This window comes from Shewanella sp. 0m-8 (assembly GCF_052977265.1).
In genome coordinates this window covers 1-19,642 of sequence record NZ_JBRIMB010000062.1, presented here as the reverse complement: position 1 = coordinate 19,642, position 19,642 = coordinate 1, and the positions used below count along the sequence as shown (strand labels likewise).

Sequence of the window (19,642 nt, the reverse complement as noted above, 5' to 3'; positions counted from 1 at the left end):
AAAAAATACCTATTAATGAACCCAGGTGGGTGCAAAAATGGTAAAGCAGCTAACGATCCAAATTCATTATGCTCACACATGGCATGACGCAGCGATAATTGAGTTTCCAGAGACGCTCGATAGCAGTGAGTGCGCTCTTGATTACCAAATTGAACACCTATTGGAGCACTTGAACGATTTTGCTGAAACAGCTGTGAGTGTCTAACTTCCCAATGAGATGATTGTTTACCGACAGACGCATAATTGGGTCCGTTTCCTCGATGATATCATGCCAATTGGAGCGAGCTATCAATACTGGGTTACCCCGTTGCGACTTCAGGGGCTAGCTTGGCGCCAACGGAATTTGCGCTACTGAGTCAGGACACCATTGCCCCCATCGGTAAGTTCTGGGGCAAGGACGGCGTGCCAACTCTAGAGAGCATTAGCGCAATCGTGTTACTTTTGGGGCAGTTAAATTTCTGATGATTTTGTCCCCCTAGATGTTTGTCAATAAGCTTACTCACTTAACGATATGTCGAAATTAATAGGAGCTACATCGTCTTAGAAAGACGATGTTATTCTGATGAGTTTTAGCTGACTATGGCGCTTCATCTACCCGCACAGGCTAAGTCGGGGACATAGTGAAAGCGCTGATGAACAAAGTTCTCGGTATCTTTCGTTAAGTAGTAGAAGCATAATTTCACCAATATATGGTATTATCTACCGGGTTATATAATCATTTCTTCAGTAATTAAGTAGTCATTTCTTATGAAGCCTTCTTGCCAAATGGATCAAAAAATGGATTTTTTGCAGTGCTTGTTTTCATTAAAACGAGTGGAAAAACGGATTGTGAGTGTGTTAATTGACTCGTTATTTTTAGTGATAGCGTTTTGGGGAGCTGTTCTTGTCCGCGTGGATGATATCAGTGCGCTGACGAATGGCTCATATTGGTTACTTATCGCAAGCGTGGTGCCGCTTAGTATTCTTGGTTTTGCCAAACTCGGTTTATATCGTGCGGTATTACGTTATATGGGATTACAAGCACTTAGCGCGATTATATTGGGTGTTGTCGTATCTACAATCAGCTTAGTACTGGTTGCTTATTATTTCGATTCACAACTTCCAAGAACCGTACCCGTTATCTATTCCGCCTTTGCACTGGTTTTTATTGGTGGCACTCGCACCATGGTGCGTGCTTTTGTCGGTACAGGAATGAAGCGTATCGGTGAGCCGGTAATTATATATGGCGCTGGTGTAAGTGGTCGCCAACTGGTAACGGCTTTAGTACAAAGCCATGAGTATTATCCTTTTGCCTTTGTCGATGATGACACAACATTACATGGCACGGTTATTCAAGGTGTACACGTGCATTCGCCATCCATTATGCGCAAGCTTATCAGAGAAAAGCAGGCGACCAAGGTGCTACTGGCATTGCCGAGTGCTTCGCGTTCGCGCCGTAAAGAGATTTTATTGTCATTAGAGCAACTTGCAGTGCAGGTACTGACTTTACCGGCAATGGCTGATTTGGTCAGCGGTAATAAGCTTTATAGTGACATAAAAGAAGTTGAGATTGATGATCTTCTGGGTCGTGATAGTGTTAGGCCGCGTGATGATTTGATGACTGCTAACATTAAAGATAAAGTGGTGATGGTGACTGGCGCAGGTGGCTCTATAGGGTCTGAGCTATGCCGACAGATTATCAAGCAAGCCCCCAAGAAACTTGTATTATTTGAGCTGTCTGAGTTTGGCTTGTATTCAATTGAACGTGAGCTTTCTGCTTTGGCTTCAAGCCTTGGGTTAGAGATTGAAATCTATCCAATGTTGGGCTCTGTACAGCGTAAAAACCGTATAAAAGCTGTCATGGAAGCATTTGAGGTTCAAACTGTCTATCATGCGGCGGCCTACAAACACGTGCCGTTAGTTGAACATAATGTAGTAGAAGGCGTACGTAACAATGTATTTGGTACGCTGTACACCGCACAAGCAGCAATAGCAGCAAATGTGGAAACGTTCGTGCTCATTTCTACGGACAAAGCGGTTCGCCCTACCAATGTTATGGGCACAACTAAGCGCCTGGCAGAGCTTTCTTTGCAAGCGCTAGCGAATGAATCGCATAATACACGTTTTTGTATGGTGCGTTTTGGTAATGTGCTTGGCTCGTCAGGCTCAGTGGTACCCTTGTTTAGAAAGCAGATTGCAACAGGCGGCCCTGTTACGGTAACGCATCCAGAGATCACTCGTTTCTTCATGACGATACCAGAAGCATCACAATTGGTTATTCAAGCGGGCGCAATGGGCAAAGGCGGTGATGTGTTTGTTTTGGACATGGGCAGTTCAGTTAAAATTGTCGATCTTGCTGCAAAAATGATCCGTTTAAGCGGTTTTGAAGTTAAAGATGATATTAATCCTGAAGGCGATATTAGTATTGAATTTAGTGGGCTTCGTCCAGGTGAAAAGTTATATGAAGAGCTACTTATTGGTGACGATGTAACTGGTACTGATCATGAACGTATTATGACGGCCAATGAGTTATGTTTACCTTGGCATGAGCTTGAAGTTATCCTTTCACGACTTGATACAGCATGTCATGAATTCCAACATGAAACGATCAGAGATATTTTACTGAACGCGCCTACAGGTTTTAATCCTACCGACGGTATTTGTGATTTAGTGTGGCAGCAAGGTGAACATGATACTGCACAGAGCGATGAAGACAAAAATGTGTTTTCAATAGTTAATTAAATTATCGACTTAATTAATGACGTTATTTAACGAAAAGCTAGCTCCGTGAGTTGGCTTTTTTGTTTTTTGACGAAACATGTTAAGCGTACAAAGCTGATTTATACATGCGTGTCGCAACTGTTTTTGATTAATTGGGCCTAGCGTTAGAATGCTGAACCAATCAAGTTTTGATTTCATTAATATGTTTAATTATGGGGCAGACTTTGAAAAGTACCGATAAAAGCCAAGCTGTGATGAAAGGGATTGTGTTAGCCGGTGGAACGGGTTCACGGCTTTATCCTATCACGCGAGGTGTGTCTAAGCAGTTGCTCCCTGTTTACGATAAACCGATGATCTATTATCCGTTATCAGTGCTAATGCTTGCAGGGATTCGAGATATTTTGGTTATTACGACTGCTGATGAGTTAACCTTGTTTCAACGTTTACTCGGTGATGGTCGTGATTTTGGCGTACGTCTGTCTTTTGCCGTTCAAATAAGGCCTGAAGGTATTGCTCAGGCATTTGTGATTGCAGAGGATTTTATTGGTGATGATAATGTTTGTTTGATCCTTGGTGATAATGTTTTTTATGGGCAAGGCTTTAGTCAGTCGTTAAAGATTGCAGCGAGCAAGAAAGTCGGTGCAACAATCTTTGCTTATCAAGTTGATCAAGCCGACCGTTTTGGTGTTGTTGAGTTTGATAAATCCTTTAAAGCATTATCGATTGAAGAAAAGCCGTTACAGCCTCAATCTAATTGGGCGGTTACTGGCTTGTATTTCTACGATAATAGAGTCGTCAATATCGCTAAAAATCTAACGCCATCTAAACGATATGAGCTAGAGATCACCGATATTAACCAAGCTTATTTAAAGCAGGGAGAATTACAGGTAGAAAGACTAGGGCGCGGCTTTGCATGGCTAGATACTGGCACGTTTGATAGTTTGCAACAAGCCTCTTCTTTTGTTCAAACGATTGAAACGGTGCAAGGGTTGAAAGTTGCTTGTTTAGAAGAGATTGGCTGGCGAAGCGGTTGGTTAACTGATAATGATATTGAGCGTCTTGCACAACCTATGTTGAGTAATAGCTATGGACAATACTTACTGTCTTTAATTGAATAAGCAAAGAAGGTTCTAGGTAAAAGCAGAGAAGGTCCTAGGTTCTAGGAAAAGCAGGTCCTAGGTATAAGGAACAGCTTGTGAGTTTACGGATTGCGGAACGTTCGCAGGCTCACTTACGGAACGCTGCGCTGACGGTTAGAAACAAGACTCTAGAACCTCAAACCTAGGACCGTCTTTGAATGTAGGTCGGCATTTATGCCGTCAGCTTTTGTTCTATGTTTTGATGGGCTAAAGCCCAACCTATGTAAAGCGAAGCAGTACAAGTCGAGACGATTAAAGCCAGTATAAGCAGAGACGGGAAAATCGAACTGCCTGAGGAACGTTCTCAGGCTCACTGACGGAACGCTGTGCTGGCGGTTAGACACAAGGTTCTAGGCCCTAGGACCTTCTTTTAAAGTCGCTCGGCATTTATACCGTCACTTTAGCCGTTGTCGTTAAATTTAATTTTGAGTTGGTAGTAAATGGATAAGGTCATTTTGATAACTGGTGGTGCAGGGTTTATTGGCTCAGCTCTGGTTCGCTTTCTAATTAAGTACACCAATAGTGTTGTGGTTAATCTCGATAAACTGACTTATGCCAGTAATTCGGAGTCTTTAGCTGACGTTGAATTATCGAATCGCTATGCGTTTGTGCAAGGTGACATTTGTGATAGGGCGTTAATAGACAAATTACTTATACAGTATCAAGCTGATGCCATTATTCACTTAGCTGCCGAGAGCCACGTAGACCGTTCTATTGATGGTCCTGCAGAATTTATGCAAACCAATATTATTGGCACATACACTCTTCTTGAAGCTAGTCGAGCATACTATGCTTCACTCAAAGAAGATAAAAAGTGTGCGTTTCGGTTTCATCATGTATCCACCGATGAGGTGTTTGGTGACTTAGCTGACGGTGAGTTATTTACCGAGCAAACTAGGTATGATCCTAGCTCTCCTTATTCTGCGAGCAAAGCGGCGTCCGATCATTTGGTTCGGGCTTGGCATAGAACCTATGGTTTGCCTGTTGTCGTGACAAATTGCTCTAATAACTACGGTCATTTTCAGCATCACGAAAAACTCATTCCTCAAACGATATGTAATGCATTAGCCGGTAAGACTATTCCAATATACGGTAATGGGCAGCAGGTTCGTGATTGGTTATACGTGGAGGATCATGTCAGAGCGCTTTATACCGTTTTAACAGAAGGCGAAATGGGCGAAACCTATAATATTGGCGGCAACTGTGAAAAGCGTAATATTGATGTCGTTAACCTGATTTGTGAGCTTCTAGAAGAGTTAGCCCCTGAAAACCCCAATTCATTAAAGGGGAGTCGCAATGCTGAGGGGTTTAAAGGACTCATTACTTATGTTGAAGATAGACTAGGGCATGATATTCGTTACGCAATTGATTCTAGTAAGATCCAAAGCGAGTTAGGTTGGAAGCCGACGGAGTCTTTTGAATCAGGTTTACGTAAAACCGTAGAGTGGTATGTAGAGGAGGCGGAAAAGCCTAAGACGATACATGCAGGGACGGGAAAGCCGGAATGAAAAGGGATGGTAAAAGCTAAGACGGCAAAAGCCGGAACGGACTTCGGCCTACAGTACGTTTCGCTTACGGTCGGTATTTTTCAATGTAGGTCGGCATTTATGCCGTCAATTCTTTTATATTTAAATGAAACTTTGATGGGCTCAAGTCCAACCTACTTATAAAGCAGGTTAAAGCTAAGACGGATAAGTAAAAGCTGGAAAGAGTTACATGGTCAAGGGAAAGCTGTTTTGCTTTTGACTTCCTAGCAGACCGGAGGCCGTTCTCGAAGCGAAGCGTCCTAGGATCTCGTTCCTTCATTACGGTAAAAATGTGGCCTAAAACAAGACTTTTTGCTTCTTGAGTGCTATTTTACGCCGACAATATTTTGTGGGTTTAATAATGAAAATTGCTATAGCAGGAACTGGATACGTTGGTTTATCGAACGCGGTACTTCTAGCGCAGAAAAACACAGTGGTGGCTGTGGACATTGTAGCCGAAAAAATTGAGATGATTAACCAAGGTTTTTCACCTATAGCAGATACAGAAATTGTAGATTACTTAGCTAATCACACACTTGATTTAACGGCAACGTTAGATAAAAAGCTAGCGTACCAAGATGCTGAGTACGTGATTATTGCGACGCCTACCGATTACGATACCGTGTCAAACTACTTTAATACCTCATCTGTTGAAGCGGTCATTCAAGATGTACTCGCCATTAACCCTAATGCTGTGATGGTGATAAAATCAACTGTACCAGTAGGTTACACTGAGTCAGTTAAACAAAAATATAATACTGAAAATATCATCTTCTCACCTGAGTTTTTACGTGAAGGGCGCGCTCTTTACGACAACCTACATCCTTCTCGTATTATTATCGGTGAGCGCTCTGAGCGCGCTGAAGTATTTGCTAACTTACTTGCAAATGCGGCGATTAAAGAAAATATTGATATTCTTTTCACTGATTCAACAGAAGCAGAAGCGGTTAAACTTTTCTCTAATACTTATCTTGCAATGCGTGTCGCGTATTTCAATGAGTTAGATAGTTACGCTGAATCGCATGGTTTGGATGCGCGTCAAATTATTGAAGGTGTCGGTTTAGACCCTCGAATTGGCTCGCACTACAATAATCCATCATTTGGTTATGGTGGTTACTGCTTACCAAAAGACACCAAGCAATTACGTGCAAATTATGCTGACGTACCAAATAGCCTGATTAGCGCAATTGTTGATGCTAACTCGACGCGTAAAGATTTTATTGCTGACTCAATTATTAAAAAACAACCTAAAGTTGTCGGTGTTTACCGCCTAATTATGAAGTCAGGCTCAGATAATTTCCGCGCGTCTTCTATTCAAGGCATTATGAAGCGCATTAAGGCTAAAGGCATTGAGGTTGTAGTATTTGAGCCTGTGCTGACAGAGCCCGAATTTTTTAACTCTCGCGTGATGCAAGATTTAGAAGAGTTTAAGCAAGTTTCAGATGTCATTGTTTCAAACCGCATGGTTGAAGAGTTAGCCGATGTTGCTGATAAAGTTTATACACGAGACTTGTTTGGGTCGGATTGAGGCAAAGCTGAGAAGGTCCTAGGGAAAAGAAAGGTCCTAGGTTCTAGGTACAAGCTGAGACGGAAAAGCGGGAAAGAGCTGCAAGGTCAAAGGCAACGCTGTTTTGTTTTTGATTTCCCTAGTAGGACGTAGTCCGTCCTCGGAGCGAAGCGTCCTAGGTCCTAGAACCTTGCTATTCAGAGAGTTTGCGAACGTCCTCGTATCTAGGGTCTTCTTTTAACAAAAGAGAATTTTATGAAGTATTTAGTAACAGGTGCAGCAGGTTTTATCGGCTCAAAAGTCAGTGAACGTTTATGTGCTGCTGGCCATGAAGTAGTTGGTATCGATAACATAAATGATTATTACGATGTTAACCTAAAACTGGACCGCCTTAAAAATTTAGTGCCGCAGGCTCTTTTTTCATTTAAAAAATTAGATTTAGCAGATAGAGAAGGCATTGCAGCGCTGTTTGCAGAGCAAGGTTTTGATCGAGTGATTCACCTAGCTGCGCAAGCGGGCGTACGTTACTCTATCGGTAACCCTATGGCCTATGCCGACAGTAATTTGGTTGGCCACTTGACCATTTTAGAAGGGTGTCGTCACCATAAGATTCAGCATTTGGTTTATGCTTCTTCAAGCTCTGTTTATGGCCTTAACTCAAAAATGCCATTCTCAACAGACGACAGTGTTGATCATCCTATCTCGCTGTATGCTGCGACTAAAAAAGCCAATGAGTTGATGTCACATACTTATTCGCATCTTTATGGTGTGCCAACGACAGGCCTGCGTTTCTTTACCGTTTATGGTCCTTGGGGACGCCCTGATATGGCGCTACTTAAGTTCACCAATAAGATAGTGAAAGGTGAGGCTATTGATGTTTATAACCATGGCAACTTAAGCCGCGATTTTACTTATATTGACGATATCGTTGAAGGTATCATCCGTATTCAAGATAGCATTCCAGCTGCTAATCCAGATTGGTCAAGTGATTCGGGCACTCCAGCAACGAGCTCTGCACCTTATCGGGTGTTTAATATCGGTAATGGTAGCCCGGTTCAACTAATGGATTACATCTCAGCGCTTGAGAAATCGTTAGGTATTGAAGCCATTAAAAACATGATGGATATGCAGCCTGGCGATGTACATTCAACATGGGCCGATACTGAAGACTTATTCAACACTGTAGGCTATAAGCCACAAACTAGCGTCGAAGAAGGCGTACAGAAGTTTGTTGAATGGTATAAAGAGTATTACTTAAAAAGCTAAGAAGGTCCTAGGTCCTAGGAAATGCAGGTTCTAGGTAAGGGCTTATACAATCCAAAGCGACATTTATAGTGAAGTGGCATAGTCTCTACTCTTTCAGCTTTATAGCTGTTAGTTTGAGTTTTGCCTAGAACCTCAAACCTAGAACCTTATTTTTATGTAGGTCGGCATTTATGCCGTCAATTGCCGTAGATTAAATGAAAAGTTGATGGGCTAAAGCCCAACCTACGTAAAGACGGTAAAGCTGATGCGGTAATGCAAAAGCTGGTTAGAGCAACACACCCCAAGGAACTGCTGTTCTGCTGTTGATTTTTCTAGCAGCGAAGCGCCCTCGCAGTGAGCTTGCGAACGGCCTATAATCTAGGATCTAAATGTTTAAGTAGGTCGGCATTTATGCCGTCAATTCTTTTGCTTTTGCTTTTGTTTTTCCTAGCAGGCTGAAGGCCGTCCTCGGAGCGAAGCGCCCTAAGTCCTAGAACCTAGAACCTAGAACCTAGAACCTAGGTCCTAGTCCAAGCCTTTATTTAAAAGAATATGATGAAACTAATATCTACTTCAATTGCTGATTTACTGCTGATTGAGCCTAAAATATTTGGTGATGAACGGGGCTTTTTTATGGAAACCTTTCGTCAATCAGAGTTTGAGGCGCTGTTTGCCAAAGTGGGCATGACTTGTCCGAGTTTTGTGCAAGAGAATATGAGTCGCTCGCAAAAGCATGTGCTGCGCGGTTTGCATTATCAAAAGACTCAAGCTCAAGGTAAGCTTATTCGTGTGACAGCTGGTAGTATTTTTGATGTCGCGGTTGATATTCGTAAAGATTCAAAAACCTACGGTCAGTGGTTTGGGCAAATTTTATCTGCCGAAAATAGACTGCAAATGTATATCCCCCCGGGTTTTGCTCATGGTTTTTTAACTTTAAGTGATTATGCCGACATTATTTACAAATGTACCGATTACTATGCGCCAGAGTTTGAAAGAACTATTGCCTGGAATGATCCTCAATTAGATATCCTATGGCCGTTAGAAGAGGGGGCTAAGCCGATTTTATCGGAGAAAGATAAAAAGGCTGAGACGGTCCTAGGCTCTAGGAAAAGCAGGTTCTAGGTCCTAGTTAAGAGCAAAAAATGGTAGAAGCTAAGACGTAAAAGCTAAGACATAAAAGCGGAACGGCCTGCGGCCTTACGGATAACGGAACGTTCGCGGGCTTACTTACGGAACGCTTCGCTGACGGTTAAAAGCTAAGAAGATCGGCCTCTGGCCTGCTAGTACAGCCTACGGCTGGTGAGAGCGTCGCTTTGCTCCTGCTAGATGCTATACAAGCAAAAGCGATGGTTATGAGTTGCAAAAGTCAAATAGAGTGAAGGTGGAAGAACCGGGGGAAGCCACAATACAAAGACTGACATGCAAGAGCCGACAAGTTAATTTAAACCCTAAGGAACTGTTGTTCTGCTGTTGATTTTTCTAGCAGCGAAGCGCCCTCGCAGTGAGCTTGCGAACGTTCTAGAACCTAGGCTCTAAATGTTTAAGTAGGTCGGCATTTATGCCGTCAATTCTTTTGCTTTTGTTTTTCCTAGCAGCGAAGCGTTCGAGGTTCTAGGAGCTAGAACCTATTCTTTCTTCCAAAGCTTCAAATGCATTTGGCGTGCCCTTTCCCCAAAATAGTTCTGTTACTGCTTGATAGTTATTTTTATAACTTGTTTGATTAGCCCTTTGTCCACTGTCTATAGCATTAAATCTCCGTGCGGCGATAGTCTCTGGTTCTAGCTGCTTTAATAACTCATTGAAACTTGTGCATTTAGGTGCGAACTCTGGCAACTTTGTGGCGTAGTCGTAGATATCTCGGCAATCTCGTTGGTAATGCTGCTCATCAAAGCGATAGAAGCAGATTGGCGTACCTTGCGGTAGTACATCAATAAATAAAGATGAGTAGTCTGTAATGAGTAGGTCCACTAGATGCAATAAACTATATACATCTTCTAACGGCGTAATATTGATAATGTTAGCGTAACTTGTAAGCTCATCAGCAAGTGCCGCCTCATTGGGATGTAGGCGTAATAGAAACAACTGATTATTAGCCGCTAAGTGATTTGATAATTGCTGCCAGTTGAATGCTTTGTTGTACGGGTTGCCTTCCTGGTGGCTGTCACGCCACGACGGAACGTATAAAATAATGTGTGGCTGCGGTGCAGGCTTACTTGGCTGAGTTAGATGGACTGCGAGCAGTGATTTAATGGATTGAGTTAGCGTGCTCGGACTCGGTTCACCACTTGTTGGGTATTGTTCTGTTGAACCTTTGACTGGTGAATCGCTTTCTATTTCATTTTTTATGGCGTAGCCGAGTGTAAAATAGTCGGTTCTTGGATTGGTTGCACGCAAGAGCTGTGAGCTGCTGAGTCTAAATGCACTGCAAAAAAGCGAATCGATTAGCGGACTTGGGCTCAACATTAAGTCAGGGATTGTCCGTTGCTGGTGGGCAAGTAGCCATTGTTTACACTGGGCTAGTTGGCTTTTAGGATTAAAAACCTCGGCCATGGGGCCTGTTGTTATATCAAATTCAATTTTCTTCATCGGCAAGCCATGCCATAAGTTTATCTTTACTGCACCATTAGCAAGCCACTGATTAATATCGCCAATGTAACTATTATAAAAAAAGTATTTAGCCGTTAAGCTGTGGTAAATACCTTTAAATGACCAGCGATAATAAGCCTCTAGGTTCTGGCTTTGTAGCTGCGTGATCACAGCCTTATTGCCACTTATCCAGATGCAACGGATGAATTTTGTCTGCTGCCAATGCAGGTACAAGTATTTGCTGTTGTCACTAAAGCCCTCTTTATAACTTCCAAATACCGCTTTTTTAGATGTGCGCGGAGCAAGGCCAGATAGCATGAATATGAGCTTTCTGAGTATTGCTTTTAGCCAGTCTAAAATAGAGTATGTCATCATTTGTTTATCTTTTTGGATTGCTGCAACGGTGTTGAAGCTGTGTCATTACCATCACTGGTTTGTTTAGGTAATGCTAGGTTATTTTTTATCTCAGTTGTTGAGATCTCACCGGTTCGATCTAAGTAAATAACCTCACACAATAGTGACAGATCATCAAATTTACCTTTCCAGTCGTTACCCATGCCAAAAATACTGACATCATATTCACATATATCTTTTGCTTTTTGATTCCAATGGGTTTCTGGTACTACCATATCGACATATTGGCAAGCTTCGACGATTTCAGCTCGTTGAAAGTAGCTAAAAAATGCGGCCTTACCTTTTAAAGCATTAAATTCGTCTGTCGAAACTGCCACGATTAAACGATCGCCGAGGGCTTTTAATCGCTTAAACAGGCGCACATGTCCATAGTGAAAAAGATCGAATGTGCCGTAAGTGATGATTGTTTTCATAATGATCTCCCGCTTGGCTTATCTTGCTAATGTTAATTTGGCTACTTTTGCTTATGTTGAAACTTATGTTTTGGCGCATGTTTTGACTCATGCTTTAGGTTCGGCTTTAATTCTGTTCTAGCTGGTTATGTATTCGTAATTGTTTAGAGCGGTTAAAAACATATTTGATGAGTTGCCAATACTTATGTTTTTGTAAGGGCTGCGCGAATTCATCCTCGATTAAATCGCATTCTTCTTCAGGGAACGTTGCAGAGGCGTCTTCAACGGCTGAGTGTATTAATAGTTGTAGTGGGCCGTAGATCCCGTATTCATAGGCACTAAAGGGGTTGATAGGTTTGATAAATGGGCTACGACCGATAAGGCTTAATCGGCCTAAAACAACGAGGTAGAGCTGGGGGAGGCGACTCATCCATAGCGACTTAACATTCCAGCGCCAGCAGCTGTAGTGCTTATTATTTAATGTGACTTTCTCTTTAATTAGCGGCTTTCTAATTGATACCCCTCTCGTTAACGTATTGTTTTTGGCGTTAACTAAACAATAAGTTGCAATGAGCGGGCTAAACACTAATCCAATACAAAGAAGAAAAAGAGCAATACTTCTATCGCAAAGGGTCACGCTTTCAGTGTTAGCGAGGGTATGGTTTTTAGCCAAAATGCTGTCATCATTGAGCTTGATAGCGCCACCATTCCCGGGTGTGATCAGTGTATTCTTACACACAATGGCATTATTAACGTTGAGCCCTTTGCCCACATAAGAGTCATCTAGAATAATGCAGTTTTTAAGACTCGATTGCGCATCTACAAGGCAGTTCTTACCTAAAATACAGCTTTGCTGCAGATCTACACTTTCATCAATCCAGGTATTGTCACCAATGACCCCCCATGCATTTTGCATTCTCAATGGGCCGGTTTTAGTTTTTGCTCCGACGTAAAAACCGTTTGCTTGGTCTGCACTACTGTAAAATCGTCCCTTAGGGCTAATTCCTATTATTTTTGCGATTGCCATCGCTTGATTAGCCTGCATATAGGCATTAAGACTTGTGAGCATGAAGCATTCACCATGCAGGATTTGAGTCACGGGTTCGTTTAATACCGCTGAGGCATCGCTTGGAATGACAACCTGATTGGTCAGCGGCCAGTTAAGCATCTCGGTATGTGAGGCTGCCGCAGGCAGCATCATTAGGCCTGCATTTTGGTTATTCATCTTGGCAATGACCAGACTTTGTTTCATCTGTTGGCTGAACTCAACAAATGCTTTGATACACGGGCTTCTCAGCATATCGCCGCGTGCAACTAATACAGATTCTGTTTTATCTACAGCCAATCGAGCCAGCACTTTCGAAGCATCTTCCTGTTCTCGGCTAAGAAAATAGTCAACTTCTAAGCCCCAGAACTCGCCGTTGCCGACTAATGCTTTTATTGCAGCGATATGCGTTGAGACAATGAGTTTTACCTGCTTAACCCCTGCGCTGGCGAGATCTTCTAGGGTATATTCGATAACGCTCTTATTGCTAATGGGCAATAGTGCTGGATTATAGTATTGGTTTAGTGGTGCCAACTCTTGCCCGTGGCGATTTGCAAAAATAATAGCTTGCATAAACAGCTCCTTAATACGCGCCGCGGGCGAAAATAACCGCAGGAATGGTCTTGATGAGGATAAGCAGATCAGCGGTGAAAGATTGTTGATAGATATAGTCAATATCTAGTTCAACCTGCTGTTCAAATGCAATGTTTGAGCGACCGGAGACTTGCCAAATACAGGTTATTCCAGGCTTTATCATTAATCGATTTCTGTGGTGCTGGCTATATTGCTTTACTTCAGTCATAAGGGGCGGGCGTGGCCCGACTAACGACATATCCCCTTTGAGCACATTCCATAACTGAGGTAGCTCATCGATAGAAGCTTTACGGATGAAGTAACCTACTTTAGTGATCCTAGGGTCTTTTTTCATTTTGAAGATCACTCCGCCATTCATTTCATTTGCGGTGGTGAGTGATGCCAGTCTCTGCTCGGCATCTTGATACATGGAGCGAAACTTCCACATAATAAATGGACTGTTATTACGGCCTGCTCGTGTTTGGCTGTATAGCGCGCCGCCTCTGGATTCAAGTCTAATCAGCACGATAGTGAAGAGTAAAAAAGGTGACAGCAGTATGAGTAGGCTTGATGATATAAATACATCAAGCGAACGCTTGCAGGCGCAGTTAATACGTTGGTGCATGTTGAAAATGGCGCGGCGAGTATTGGCTTGTTTTAAATCAAACAGTGGCATCGCCTGGTTTTTTCTTGTTGCATTGTGAAGCTTAGTTTTGAGTTGGCTCCTGGTTAGTGGTGTTGCAGTTTTGGCATCAACACTTTCCTTATGGATGCGTAGCTTTTTTAGTTGATTATTTTCATGCCAAACGCGATATAGAAAGCTTGGGTTACCAAGAATGTAGCGTTTCCACATTCTTTTGGGCTCTTGCAGTAAACGGTAACTCCATTCAAACCCTATTTGTCTTAACCAGAGAGGGGCACGCTTAATTCGATTAGCGTAAAAATCAAAAAGCCCACCCACTCCTATTCCTACAGCGCAATTGAGCTTGGCTCTATTCGCCGCTAGCCACAGTTCTTGTTGTGGTGCGCCCATGGCAACTAACAGTATATCGGCTTTAGTTTGGTTAATTGTCTCTACAATATCCAGGCTCTGTGGGCTATTTGAGTCGCAGTCAAAGTAGCCATGATGGTAGCCTGCAATTTTAAGGTTTTGATATTGCGCTTGCATATTGTGAGCGGCTTGCTCTGCAATACCAGCGCGCCCACCTAACATAAAAATCGATAAGTGATTGTTTGAGGCGAGCTCACATAGGCGCGGAAACATATCAGTGCCATTTAGATTATCTTTTAGTGCTTTAGCTTTGCTGAGGCAGGCTAGGCGTACACCTATGCCATCGGCAAAAATCAAATCACTTTGTTGTAAGCATTGGCGATAAGCCTCGTTTTGAGTGCTGCGATTAAGGCAGTCTGTATTGACGAAACTAAATTGCTGCATGGGCTTTGAGGGGGCTTTACATTGCTGTAGAACCTCATTTAATAATTGGCTCATGGTCCAGTTATTTAGGTGTATGCCAAAAACAGTGATCTTAGTGTCGTGGCTCGTGGGTTTGTTAAACACTGCGCGAGTGAGCGTGGCGATGATAAGCGCTCTAAAGAGTGCTAACAGATAATGGGCTAAATTTTGGTGAGCCTTGTTGAGTGACGTTGATGCACATTCAAAGCAAAGGCCGGTCGCTGCATTCATCTGTTCAAATGAGGTGAGCCCTGGTTTGATGTAAAAGCGCGTATTTGACGTCTTTACTGACGAGTTGTTTGCTGTGCCTTTATTTTTAGACGTTGCGCTTGGTTTGCTACATGCTGCATTTTTGGCTTCAGTATTGTCAGTGTCGACTTTGTTTAATTCACTCGGTGCTGTAAATGCAAATACCGATTGAGTGCCTAAAATTGTGATATCCCCCTTAAGTAGGTTAATGAGCATCGGCAGTTTTTTGAACCAACCTGAGTATGAAAATTGCTTCAAACCTATTAGCGCAACATTAGTCGTATTAAAGTCAAGCTCCTGGATTTGAGCCGCTTCAATATAGAGGGTTTCTATAGTTGTATTTCTAGTGTTTCTGTCGGTAAGGCTTCTTACAAATCCAAACAAGATTAATGGGCTGGTCAGTAGCAGCATCAATAGCGCTGCACAAAGGTCAAAGCAACGAATACTGAAGCAGGAGTGACCTTCTAAAGTTGATTTTTCAGCAGACTCTATTTTATGTTTAGTCTTTTTCATTGTTGAGTCCTTACCAATAGTTGGGCTTAATTTTTATATATTTTTTTATGTAGTTAATCGTTAGGTTGCATATACAGTGCCAAATTTAAATTCGTTGAAAATCATTGGTTTGTTATTGTTTTTGCTTTTAGGTGGCTATTTTGAGCTAAGCATTCGCAACTTGCATGGCAGGTTGCGAATGGATTAATTGGCTAGGGTTTTAACAATGCAGGCTTAACACCATCTTGATGGATTTTCACCCTGTGAATGTAACTGAGTATGGATAGGGCTTGTTTCTCACAGCGGTTATAAACAGCCTGTGGTAGGTATTTCAATAAGTAAGCCGCGGCTAAGGTCGCTAAAGTTCGGCTGGTTTCTGCACCAATAATACTGGGTGCGATTTTAATGGCCTGATGCAGGCGCTTAACGGCCTCTTTGCCGTTTCTGTTACGGATGGCTTGCCTTGCAATATATCTCAATTGATAGGCTCTAGCCTTAGCTTCATACTGAAAAATTAGCTCAGGTGCATAGCCTGTAGCTTTATTTATCATGGTTTCCCAAGAGGCATATTGCTTGTTCAAATCAGCGGATAAGCCCTGGGGGTTTAAACGATAAAAGGTTAGAGGTGCTGGCAGCCCCTCCATTTTCCAGTGGGTGGTGGTTACGATCCTTAACCAGCATTCGATATCTTCTGATTGACGAAGATTTTCGTCGAAATAACAGCTATGGGGAACATGTTTACTCAGTGATTGATAGCGAATATCGCTGAGGGTTTCGTGACGGATCACTGGGGCCGAACCATTACCGACAGGGTTACGGCAGAGTAGATCTTGCGCGCTGATATTAGTGAGTTGCGGCATCTGGTAGATATTCATTCTTTGGCCTTCAGAGCTGATGAATAGCGACCTTGAGAAGCTGATACCAACTTCAGGGTTATTATCTAGGTGGTTAATATGTTGCTGCAGTTTTTCGCTGTGCCACATGTCGTCTGAATCAAGAAAGGCTACGTATTGACCTATTGCGTGGCGAATACCTGTATTTCGAGCGGCCGCTAAACCTAGGTTGGACTCGTGATTAATAATCCGAATACGAGCCTCTTTAAATTGCTGACAGATTTGTAAGCTTGAATCACTAGAGCAATCATTGACGAGGATTAGTTCAAAATTTTCAAAGGTCTGGCTAAGAACTGAATTGATCGCATCCTCTACAAACGCCTCAACATTATAGATAGGCATAACTACGGATACTTTTACGGCAGTTGGTTTTTTGGGGTAAGAGTTAACAGTCATAGTGAACCTCTAAGTGGTGAGGGCAAGTGTTTGGCTTTGGCCCGTTGAACGTTTGAGCTGAGTTTTAGGTAAAGGGTAAAGCTTGGCATGGCAATGACGTGCAGTATTAAGATTGCAAGTGCAACTGCTTGAAGCCCCCAGTAGCTTGAAAACCCAATCGTGATAGCAAGAGTAAGAGTAAAAGCGCTGTTGCAAAGCAGGTTAAGTTGGCTTCTACCCATACTAATAAGGTATTGACTGGCAGCTTCTCCAAGTGGACGAACTAAACCACTTAAGCACAGCAGAATAAATATTGGCAGCGCACCGACATCTATCCACTTCTGTCCGTAAACCAAAGGAAGGTACATTGGGGCAAGGAGTGTTTGTAGGCTCACAAGTGGCACTGTCAGTAACATAATGAACTTTAAAGACTGAAAATATTTTTGTTCCTGGCTTAGTTCATGGCTTAGCTTGGCAATTGCTTCGGGACTTGCCTCATGACTTAGTTTGGCAATTGCTTCGGGGCTTGCCTCATGGCTTAGTTTGGTAATTGCTTCGGGGCTTGCCTCATGGCTTAGTTTGGTAATTGCCTCATGGCTTAGTTTGGTAATTGGTTCATGGCTTAGTTCATGGTCAAATTGATGAGCCGCTTGTAGTGGTTTCGATTCGGACTTTTTGAGACAAAGGTGAGAGTAAAGCGCTGTGCCATAGCTTTGCACTAAACCTAAGCTGATCCCTAGGCTGGCATTAAATGCAAAAAAGTAGATGCCTAAGGCTTCTAGACCAAGAAAATAGCCTATCAATATATAATCAATATTTTGTCTCAGTGCGATGGCTAAGTCGCCAAGCCCAACCTGTATACCAAATTTGAGTAAGCTTTTTGCATTAGATGAAAGTAGGCTGAAAGATTTTACTTGGTTGAGCGTTGCTTTACTAAAAGCTGTAGCGTGATTTGATAAAGGCTTAGGTAAGGGGTTGTGGTATCTATGAATCCCAATCCAAATAAATACCACAATAATTTTGGGCAAAATAATGGCCCAAATACCTAAGCCGAGCAAAGCCAGTGTTGCGGTTAATATGGCATCGAACGCTGTTTGCCAGAGCACGGCTCGACCGACCACACGCATGCGATTTGCTCGCAGGTTTATAGCAGCGTAAAGCATGCCAAATGGTAGGAGTAAATAGCTTGTTGCCATGAGTATCATAGGTAAAATTAGCTGCATGTCATCGTAGTAGATAGCAAGCGGCCAGCTGAGTAAGCTCATGGCAACGAAGGCGGTTATAGCGGCTAACCAGTTCACCTGATCAGCCGCAGATAAAGATTGTATTAGTTGGTTATCATCCATTTTGATTAATGCGGCAGAAGATATACGACGTGTAGGCGTACAGATGATCTCAAAGCTGGTCAGTATGATGGCTACTTGGCCAAATATTTCCGGAGTAAATAGTCGAGCGATGATAATGCTGGAACCTAAGCGCACAATACGGCCAAGCACTTGAGCAGAACCCAACCAGAATAGCCCTTTGGCCATTGCGCCACTTGAAAGTGTCGATAGAAAGTTCTTACATGTCGATTCGTTTTGCATATCAGCACCTGTTAGATATCACGTTATGGATAATATTTTTAACAATCTATCTTCTGCTTCTTATTCATCGGATATCGTTATTTAGATAGGAATACAGGGATCATGCCAATCTGATATCGTTTGATATTTAGTACTTTATGTATTGATTTAACAGAATATTTTCAGCTGACTTTATAGGATGTATTTATTGTGGCTATTATTATGGCCAAGGCGGCGCGAGTGAATTCGCAGATTGCGAATCAGAATAGAAGAGGAAAATAAGGTCCTAGGTACAAGCTGAGACGGTTAAAACAAGGATCGAGATCCTAGGAAAAGCCGCTCCTAGGTAAAAGCAAAGACGGATAAGCTGAGTCGGGGAATCGGAACGGCCTATGGCCTTACGGTATACGGAACGTTCGCAGGCTCACTTACGGACAAAGCGGCGTTGTCTATGTAGGTCGGCATTTATGCCGTCAGCTATGTGAAGTTTTTTTTGATGGGCTAAAGCCCAACCTACAAAAGTACATGAGTGCAGTACTTCAAGCTGATATTTATATTTTGTAGGTCGGTATTCATGCCGTCTTTCTATGCATTGGTGCGGTTTTGATGGGCTAAAGCCCAACCTACAAAGATGTAGGTTGGCAGTACTTCAAGCTGATGGCTATATTTTGTAGGTCGGTATTTATGCCGCCAGTTTTTACAAAGGGAGATGATGATGTCATGGAGTGACTTACGAGTAGGCCGGTTTTCGCAAGAAGGCGGTGAGTACTTTATAACTTTTAATACCGAAAATAATTTAGATCATTTCATAGACTTTTATGTGTCCCAACTATTTTGCATAGGAATTGCTAAAAATGAGCTGCAATATAACTGTTCTTGGTTAACTTGGGTATTAATGCCAGATCATTTTCATGGATTGTTACGATTGGAAAAGGGAGCTGAGTTATCAAAAGTCGTGGGAACGTTAAAAGGCGCTAGTAGCTTTGTTATCAATAGAAAGCTAAACCGTTCAGGAGCATTATGGCAACCATCATTTTATGACCGTGCCTTACGTCTTGATGAAGATAGAGAAAATATAAGCAGATACATAGTTACGAATCCACTAAGAAAGGGATTGGTTAATCGTATTGGAGACTATCCTTTTTGGAATTCAATTTATTTGTAGGTCGGTATTTATGCCGTCTATTTATATATTGGTTTGTTTGTGATGGGCTAAAGCCCAACCTACAAAGATGTAGGAAGGCAGTATTTCAAGTTGATGTCTATATTTTGTAGGTCGGTATTTATGCCGTCTATTTATATATTGGTTTGTTTGTGATGGGCTAAAGCCCAACCTACAAAGATGTAGGAAGGCAGTATTTCAAGTTGATGTCTATATTTTGTAGGTCGGTATTTATGCCGTCTATTTATATATTGGTTTGTTTGTGATGGGCTAAAGCCCAACCTACAAAGATGTAGGAAGGCAGTATTTCAAGTTGATGTCTATAT

15 protein-coding genes are annotated in these 19,642 nt (G+C 42.4%); 9 read left to right on the top strand and 6 right to left on the bottom strand.

The window, feature by feature from the left end; all coding sequences use genetic code 11:
• Positions 1 to 37: 37 nt before the first annotated feature.
• From ACVBIO_RS19795 to rfbC, 8 genes are all read left to right on the top strand, one after another.
• Complete coding sequence (locus ACVBIO_RS19795; protein WP_447173254.1) at positions 38 to 205, top strand: hypothetical protein; 168 nt, start codon at positions 38 to 40, stop codon at positions 203 to 205.
• Positions 206 to 327: 122 nt separating this feature from the next.
• Positions 328 to 462 (top strand): hypothetical protein, encoded by a 135-nt coding sequence (locus tag ACVBIO_RS19790; RefSeq protein ID WP_447173253.1) that lies wholly within the window; start codon positions 328 to 330, stop codon positions 460 to 462.
• 315 nt (positions 463 to 777) lie between these two features.
• Complete coding sequence (locus ACVBIO_RS19785) at positions 778 to 2,721, top strand: polysaccharide biosynthesis protein (protein ID WP_447173252.1); 1,944 nt, start codon at positions 778 to 780, stop codon at positions 2,719 to 2,721.
• Between the two features lie 233 nt (positions 2,722 to 2,954).
• Complete coding sequence (gene rfbA / locus ACVBIO_RS19780; RefSeq protein ID WP_447173263.1) at positions 2,955 to 3,818, top strand: glucose-1-phosphate thymidylyltransferase RfbA; 864 nt, start codon at positions 2,955 to 2,957, stop codon at positions 3,816 to 3,818.
• A 461-nt stretch (positions 3,819 to 4,279) separates the two neighbouring features.
• A complete protein-coding gene (gene rfbB / locus ACVBIO_RS19775) occupies positions 4,280 to 5,347 on the top strand; it encodes a dTDP-glucose 4,6-dehydratase (protein ID WP_447173251.1) in 1,068 nt (355 codons plus the stop codon).
• Between the two features lie 379 nt (positions 5,348 to 5,726).
• The gene (locus ACVBIO_RS19770; protein ID WP_447173250.1) at positions 5,727 to 6,893 is read left to right on the top strand and encodes a nucleotide sugar dehydrogenase; all 1,167 of its coding nucleotides are present in this window, start codon (positions 5,727 to 5,729) and stop codon (positions 6,891 to 6,893) included.
• Between the two features lie 234 nt (positions 6,894 to 7,127).
• Positions 7,128 to 8,138 (top strand): NAD-dependent epimerase, encoded by a 1,011-nt coding sequence (locus ACVBIO_RS19765; protein WP_447173249.1) that lies wholly within the window; start codon positions 7,128 to 7,130, stop codon positions 8,136 to 8,138.
• Positions 8,139 to 8,672: 534 nt separating this feature from the next.
• Positions 8,673 to 9,239, top strand: coding sequence for a dTDP-4-dehydrorhamnose 3,5-epimerase (gene rfbC, locus ACVBIO_RS19760; protein ID WP_447173248.1), 567 nt, complete (start codon positions 8,673 to 8,675; stop codon positions 9,237 to 9,239).
• A gap of 489 nt (positions 9,240 to 9,728) precedes the next feature.
• Here rfbC and ACVBIO_RS19755 read toward each other — a convergent pair whose 3' ends face one another.
• The 6 genes from ACVBIO_RS19755 to ACVBIO_RS19730 form a co-directional block, all read right to left on the bottom strand.
• Positions 9,729 to 11,075: a CDP-glycerol glycerophosphotransferase family protein gene (locus tag ACVBIO_RS19755; protein ID WP_447173262.1), complete on the bottom strand. Its 1,347-nt coding sequence runs from the start codon at positions 11,073 to 11,075 to the stop codon at positions 9,729 to 9,731.
• Positions 11,075 to 11,530, bottom strand: coding sequence for an adenylyltransferase/cytidyltransferase family protein (locus ACVBIO_RS19750; protein WP_447168968.1), 456 nt, complete (start codon positions 11,528 to 11,530; stop codon positions 11,075 to 11,077). The genes ACVBIO_RS19755 and ACVBIO_RS19750 overlap by 1 nt, the downstream gene beginning before the upstream one ends.
• Before the next feature lie 106 nt (positions 11,531 to 11,636).
• On the bottom strand, positions 11,637 to 13,127 hold the full coding sequence (locus ACVBIO_RS19745; protein ID WP_447162291.1) for a sugar phosphate nucleotidyltransferase: 1,491 nt from the start codon (positions 13,125 to 13,127) through the stop codon (positions 11,637 to 11,639).
• 10 nt (positions 13,128 to 13,137) lie between these two features.
• Positions 13,138 to 15,342 (bottom strand): WecB/TagA/CpsF family glycosyltransferase, encoded by a 2,205-nt coding sequence (locus ACVBIO_RS19740; RefSeq protein ID WP_447173247.1) that lies wholly within the window; start codon positions 15,340 to 15,342, stop codon positions 13,138 to 13,140.
• A gap of 191 nt (positions 15,343 to 15,533) precedes the next feature.
• Entirely contained in the window at positions 15,534 to 16,610 is a 1,077-nt protein-coding gene (locus ACVBIO_RS19735) for a glycosyltransferase family 2 protein (RefSeq protein ID WP_447173246.1), read from the bottom strand.
• Entirely contained in the window at positions 16,607 to 18,175 is a 1,569-nt protein-coding gene (locus tag ACVBIO_RS19730) for an oligosaccharide flippase family protein (RefSeq protein WP_447173245.1), read from the bottom strand. Before ACVBIO_RS19730 ends, ACVBIO_RS19735 begins: the two co-directional genes overlap by 4 nt.
• A 694-nt stretch (positions 18,176 to 18,869) precedes the next feature.
• Between ACVBIO_RS19730 and ACVBIO_RS19725 the strand changes: the two genes are divergently transcribed.
• Positions 18,870 to 19,319 carry an REP-associated tyrosine transposase gene (locus ACVBIO_RS19725; protein ID WP_447162721.1) on the top strand — a complete coding sequence of 150 codons (450 nt, stop codon included), beginning with the start codon at positions 18,870 to 18,872 and terminating at the stop codon, positions 19,317 to 19,319.
• The last annotated feature ends 323 nt before the right edge of the window (positions 19,320 to 19,642 follow it).

What these genes read in the sequence shown, in the direction of transcription:
- ACVBIO_RS19795 (WP_447173254.1), top strand. Translation starts at nt 38, where the DNA reads ATGGTAAAGCAGCTAACGATCCAAATTCATTATGCTCACACATGGCAT.
- ACVBIO_RS19785 (WP_447173252.1), top strand. Translation starts at nt 778, where the DNA reads ATGGATTTTTTGCAGTGCTTGTTTTCATTAAAACGAGTGGAAAAACGG.
- rfbA (WP_447173263.1), top strand. Translation starts at nt 2,955, where the DNA reads ATGAAAGGGATTGTGTTAGCCGGTGGAACGGGTTCACGGCTTTATCCT.
- rfbB (WP_447173251.1), top strand. Translation starts at nt 4,280, where the DNA reads ATGGATAAGGTCATTTTGATAACTGGTGGTGCAGGGTTTATTGGCTCA.
- ACVBIO_RS19770 (WP_447173250.1), top strand. Translation starts at nt 5,727, where the DNA reads ATGAAAATTGCTATAGCAGGAACTGGATACGTTGGTTTATCGAACGCG.
- ACVBIO_RS19765 (WP_447173249.1), top strand. Translation starts at nt 7,128, where the DNA reads ATGAAGTATTTAGTAACAGGTGCAGCAGGTTTTATCGGCTCAAAAGTC.
- rfbC (WP_447173248.1), top strand. Translation starts at nt 8,673, where the DNA reads ATGAAACTAATATCTACTTCAATTGCTGATTTACTGCTGATTGAGCCT.
- ACVBIO_RS19755 (WP_447173262.1), bottom strand. Translation starts at nt 11,075, where the DNA reads ATGACATACTCTATTTTAGACTGGCTAAAAGCAATACTCAGAAAGCTC.
- ACVBIO_RS19750 (WP_447168968.1), bottom strand. Translation starts at nt 11,530, where the DNA reads ATGAAAACAATCATCACTTACGGCACATTCGATCTTTTTCACTATGGA.
- ACVBIO_RS19745 (WP_447162291.1), bottom strand. Translation starts at nt 13,127, where the DNA reads ATGCAAGCTATTATTTTTGCAAATCGCCACGGGCAAGAGTTGGCACCA.
- ACVBIO_RS19740 (WP_447173247.1), bottom strand. Translation starts at nt 15,342, where the DNA reads ATGAAAAAGACTAAACATAAAATAGAGTCTGCTGAAAAATCAACTTTA.
- ACVBIO_RS19735 (WP_447173246.1), bottom strand. Translation starts at nt 16,610, where the DNA reads ATGACTGTTAACTCTTACCCCAAAAAACCAACTGCCGTAAAAGTATCC.
- ACVBIO_RS19730 (WP_447173245.1), bottom strand. Translation starts at nt 18,175, where the DNA reads ATGCAAAACGAATCGACATGTAAGAACTTTCTATCGACACTTTCAAGT.
- ACVBIO_RS19725 (WP_447162721.1), top strand. Translation starts at nt 18,870, where the DNA reads ATGTCATGGAGTGACTTACGAGTAGGCCGGTTTTCGCAAGAAGGCGGT.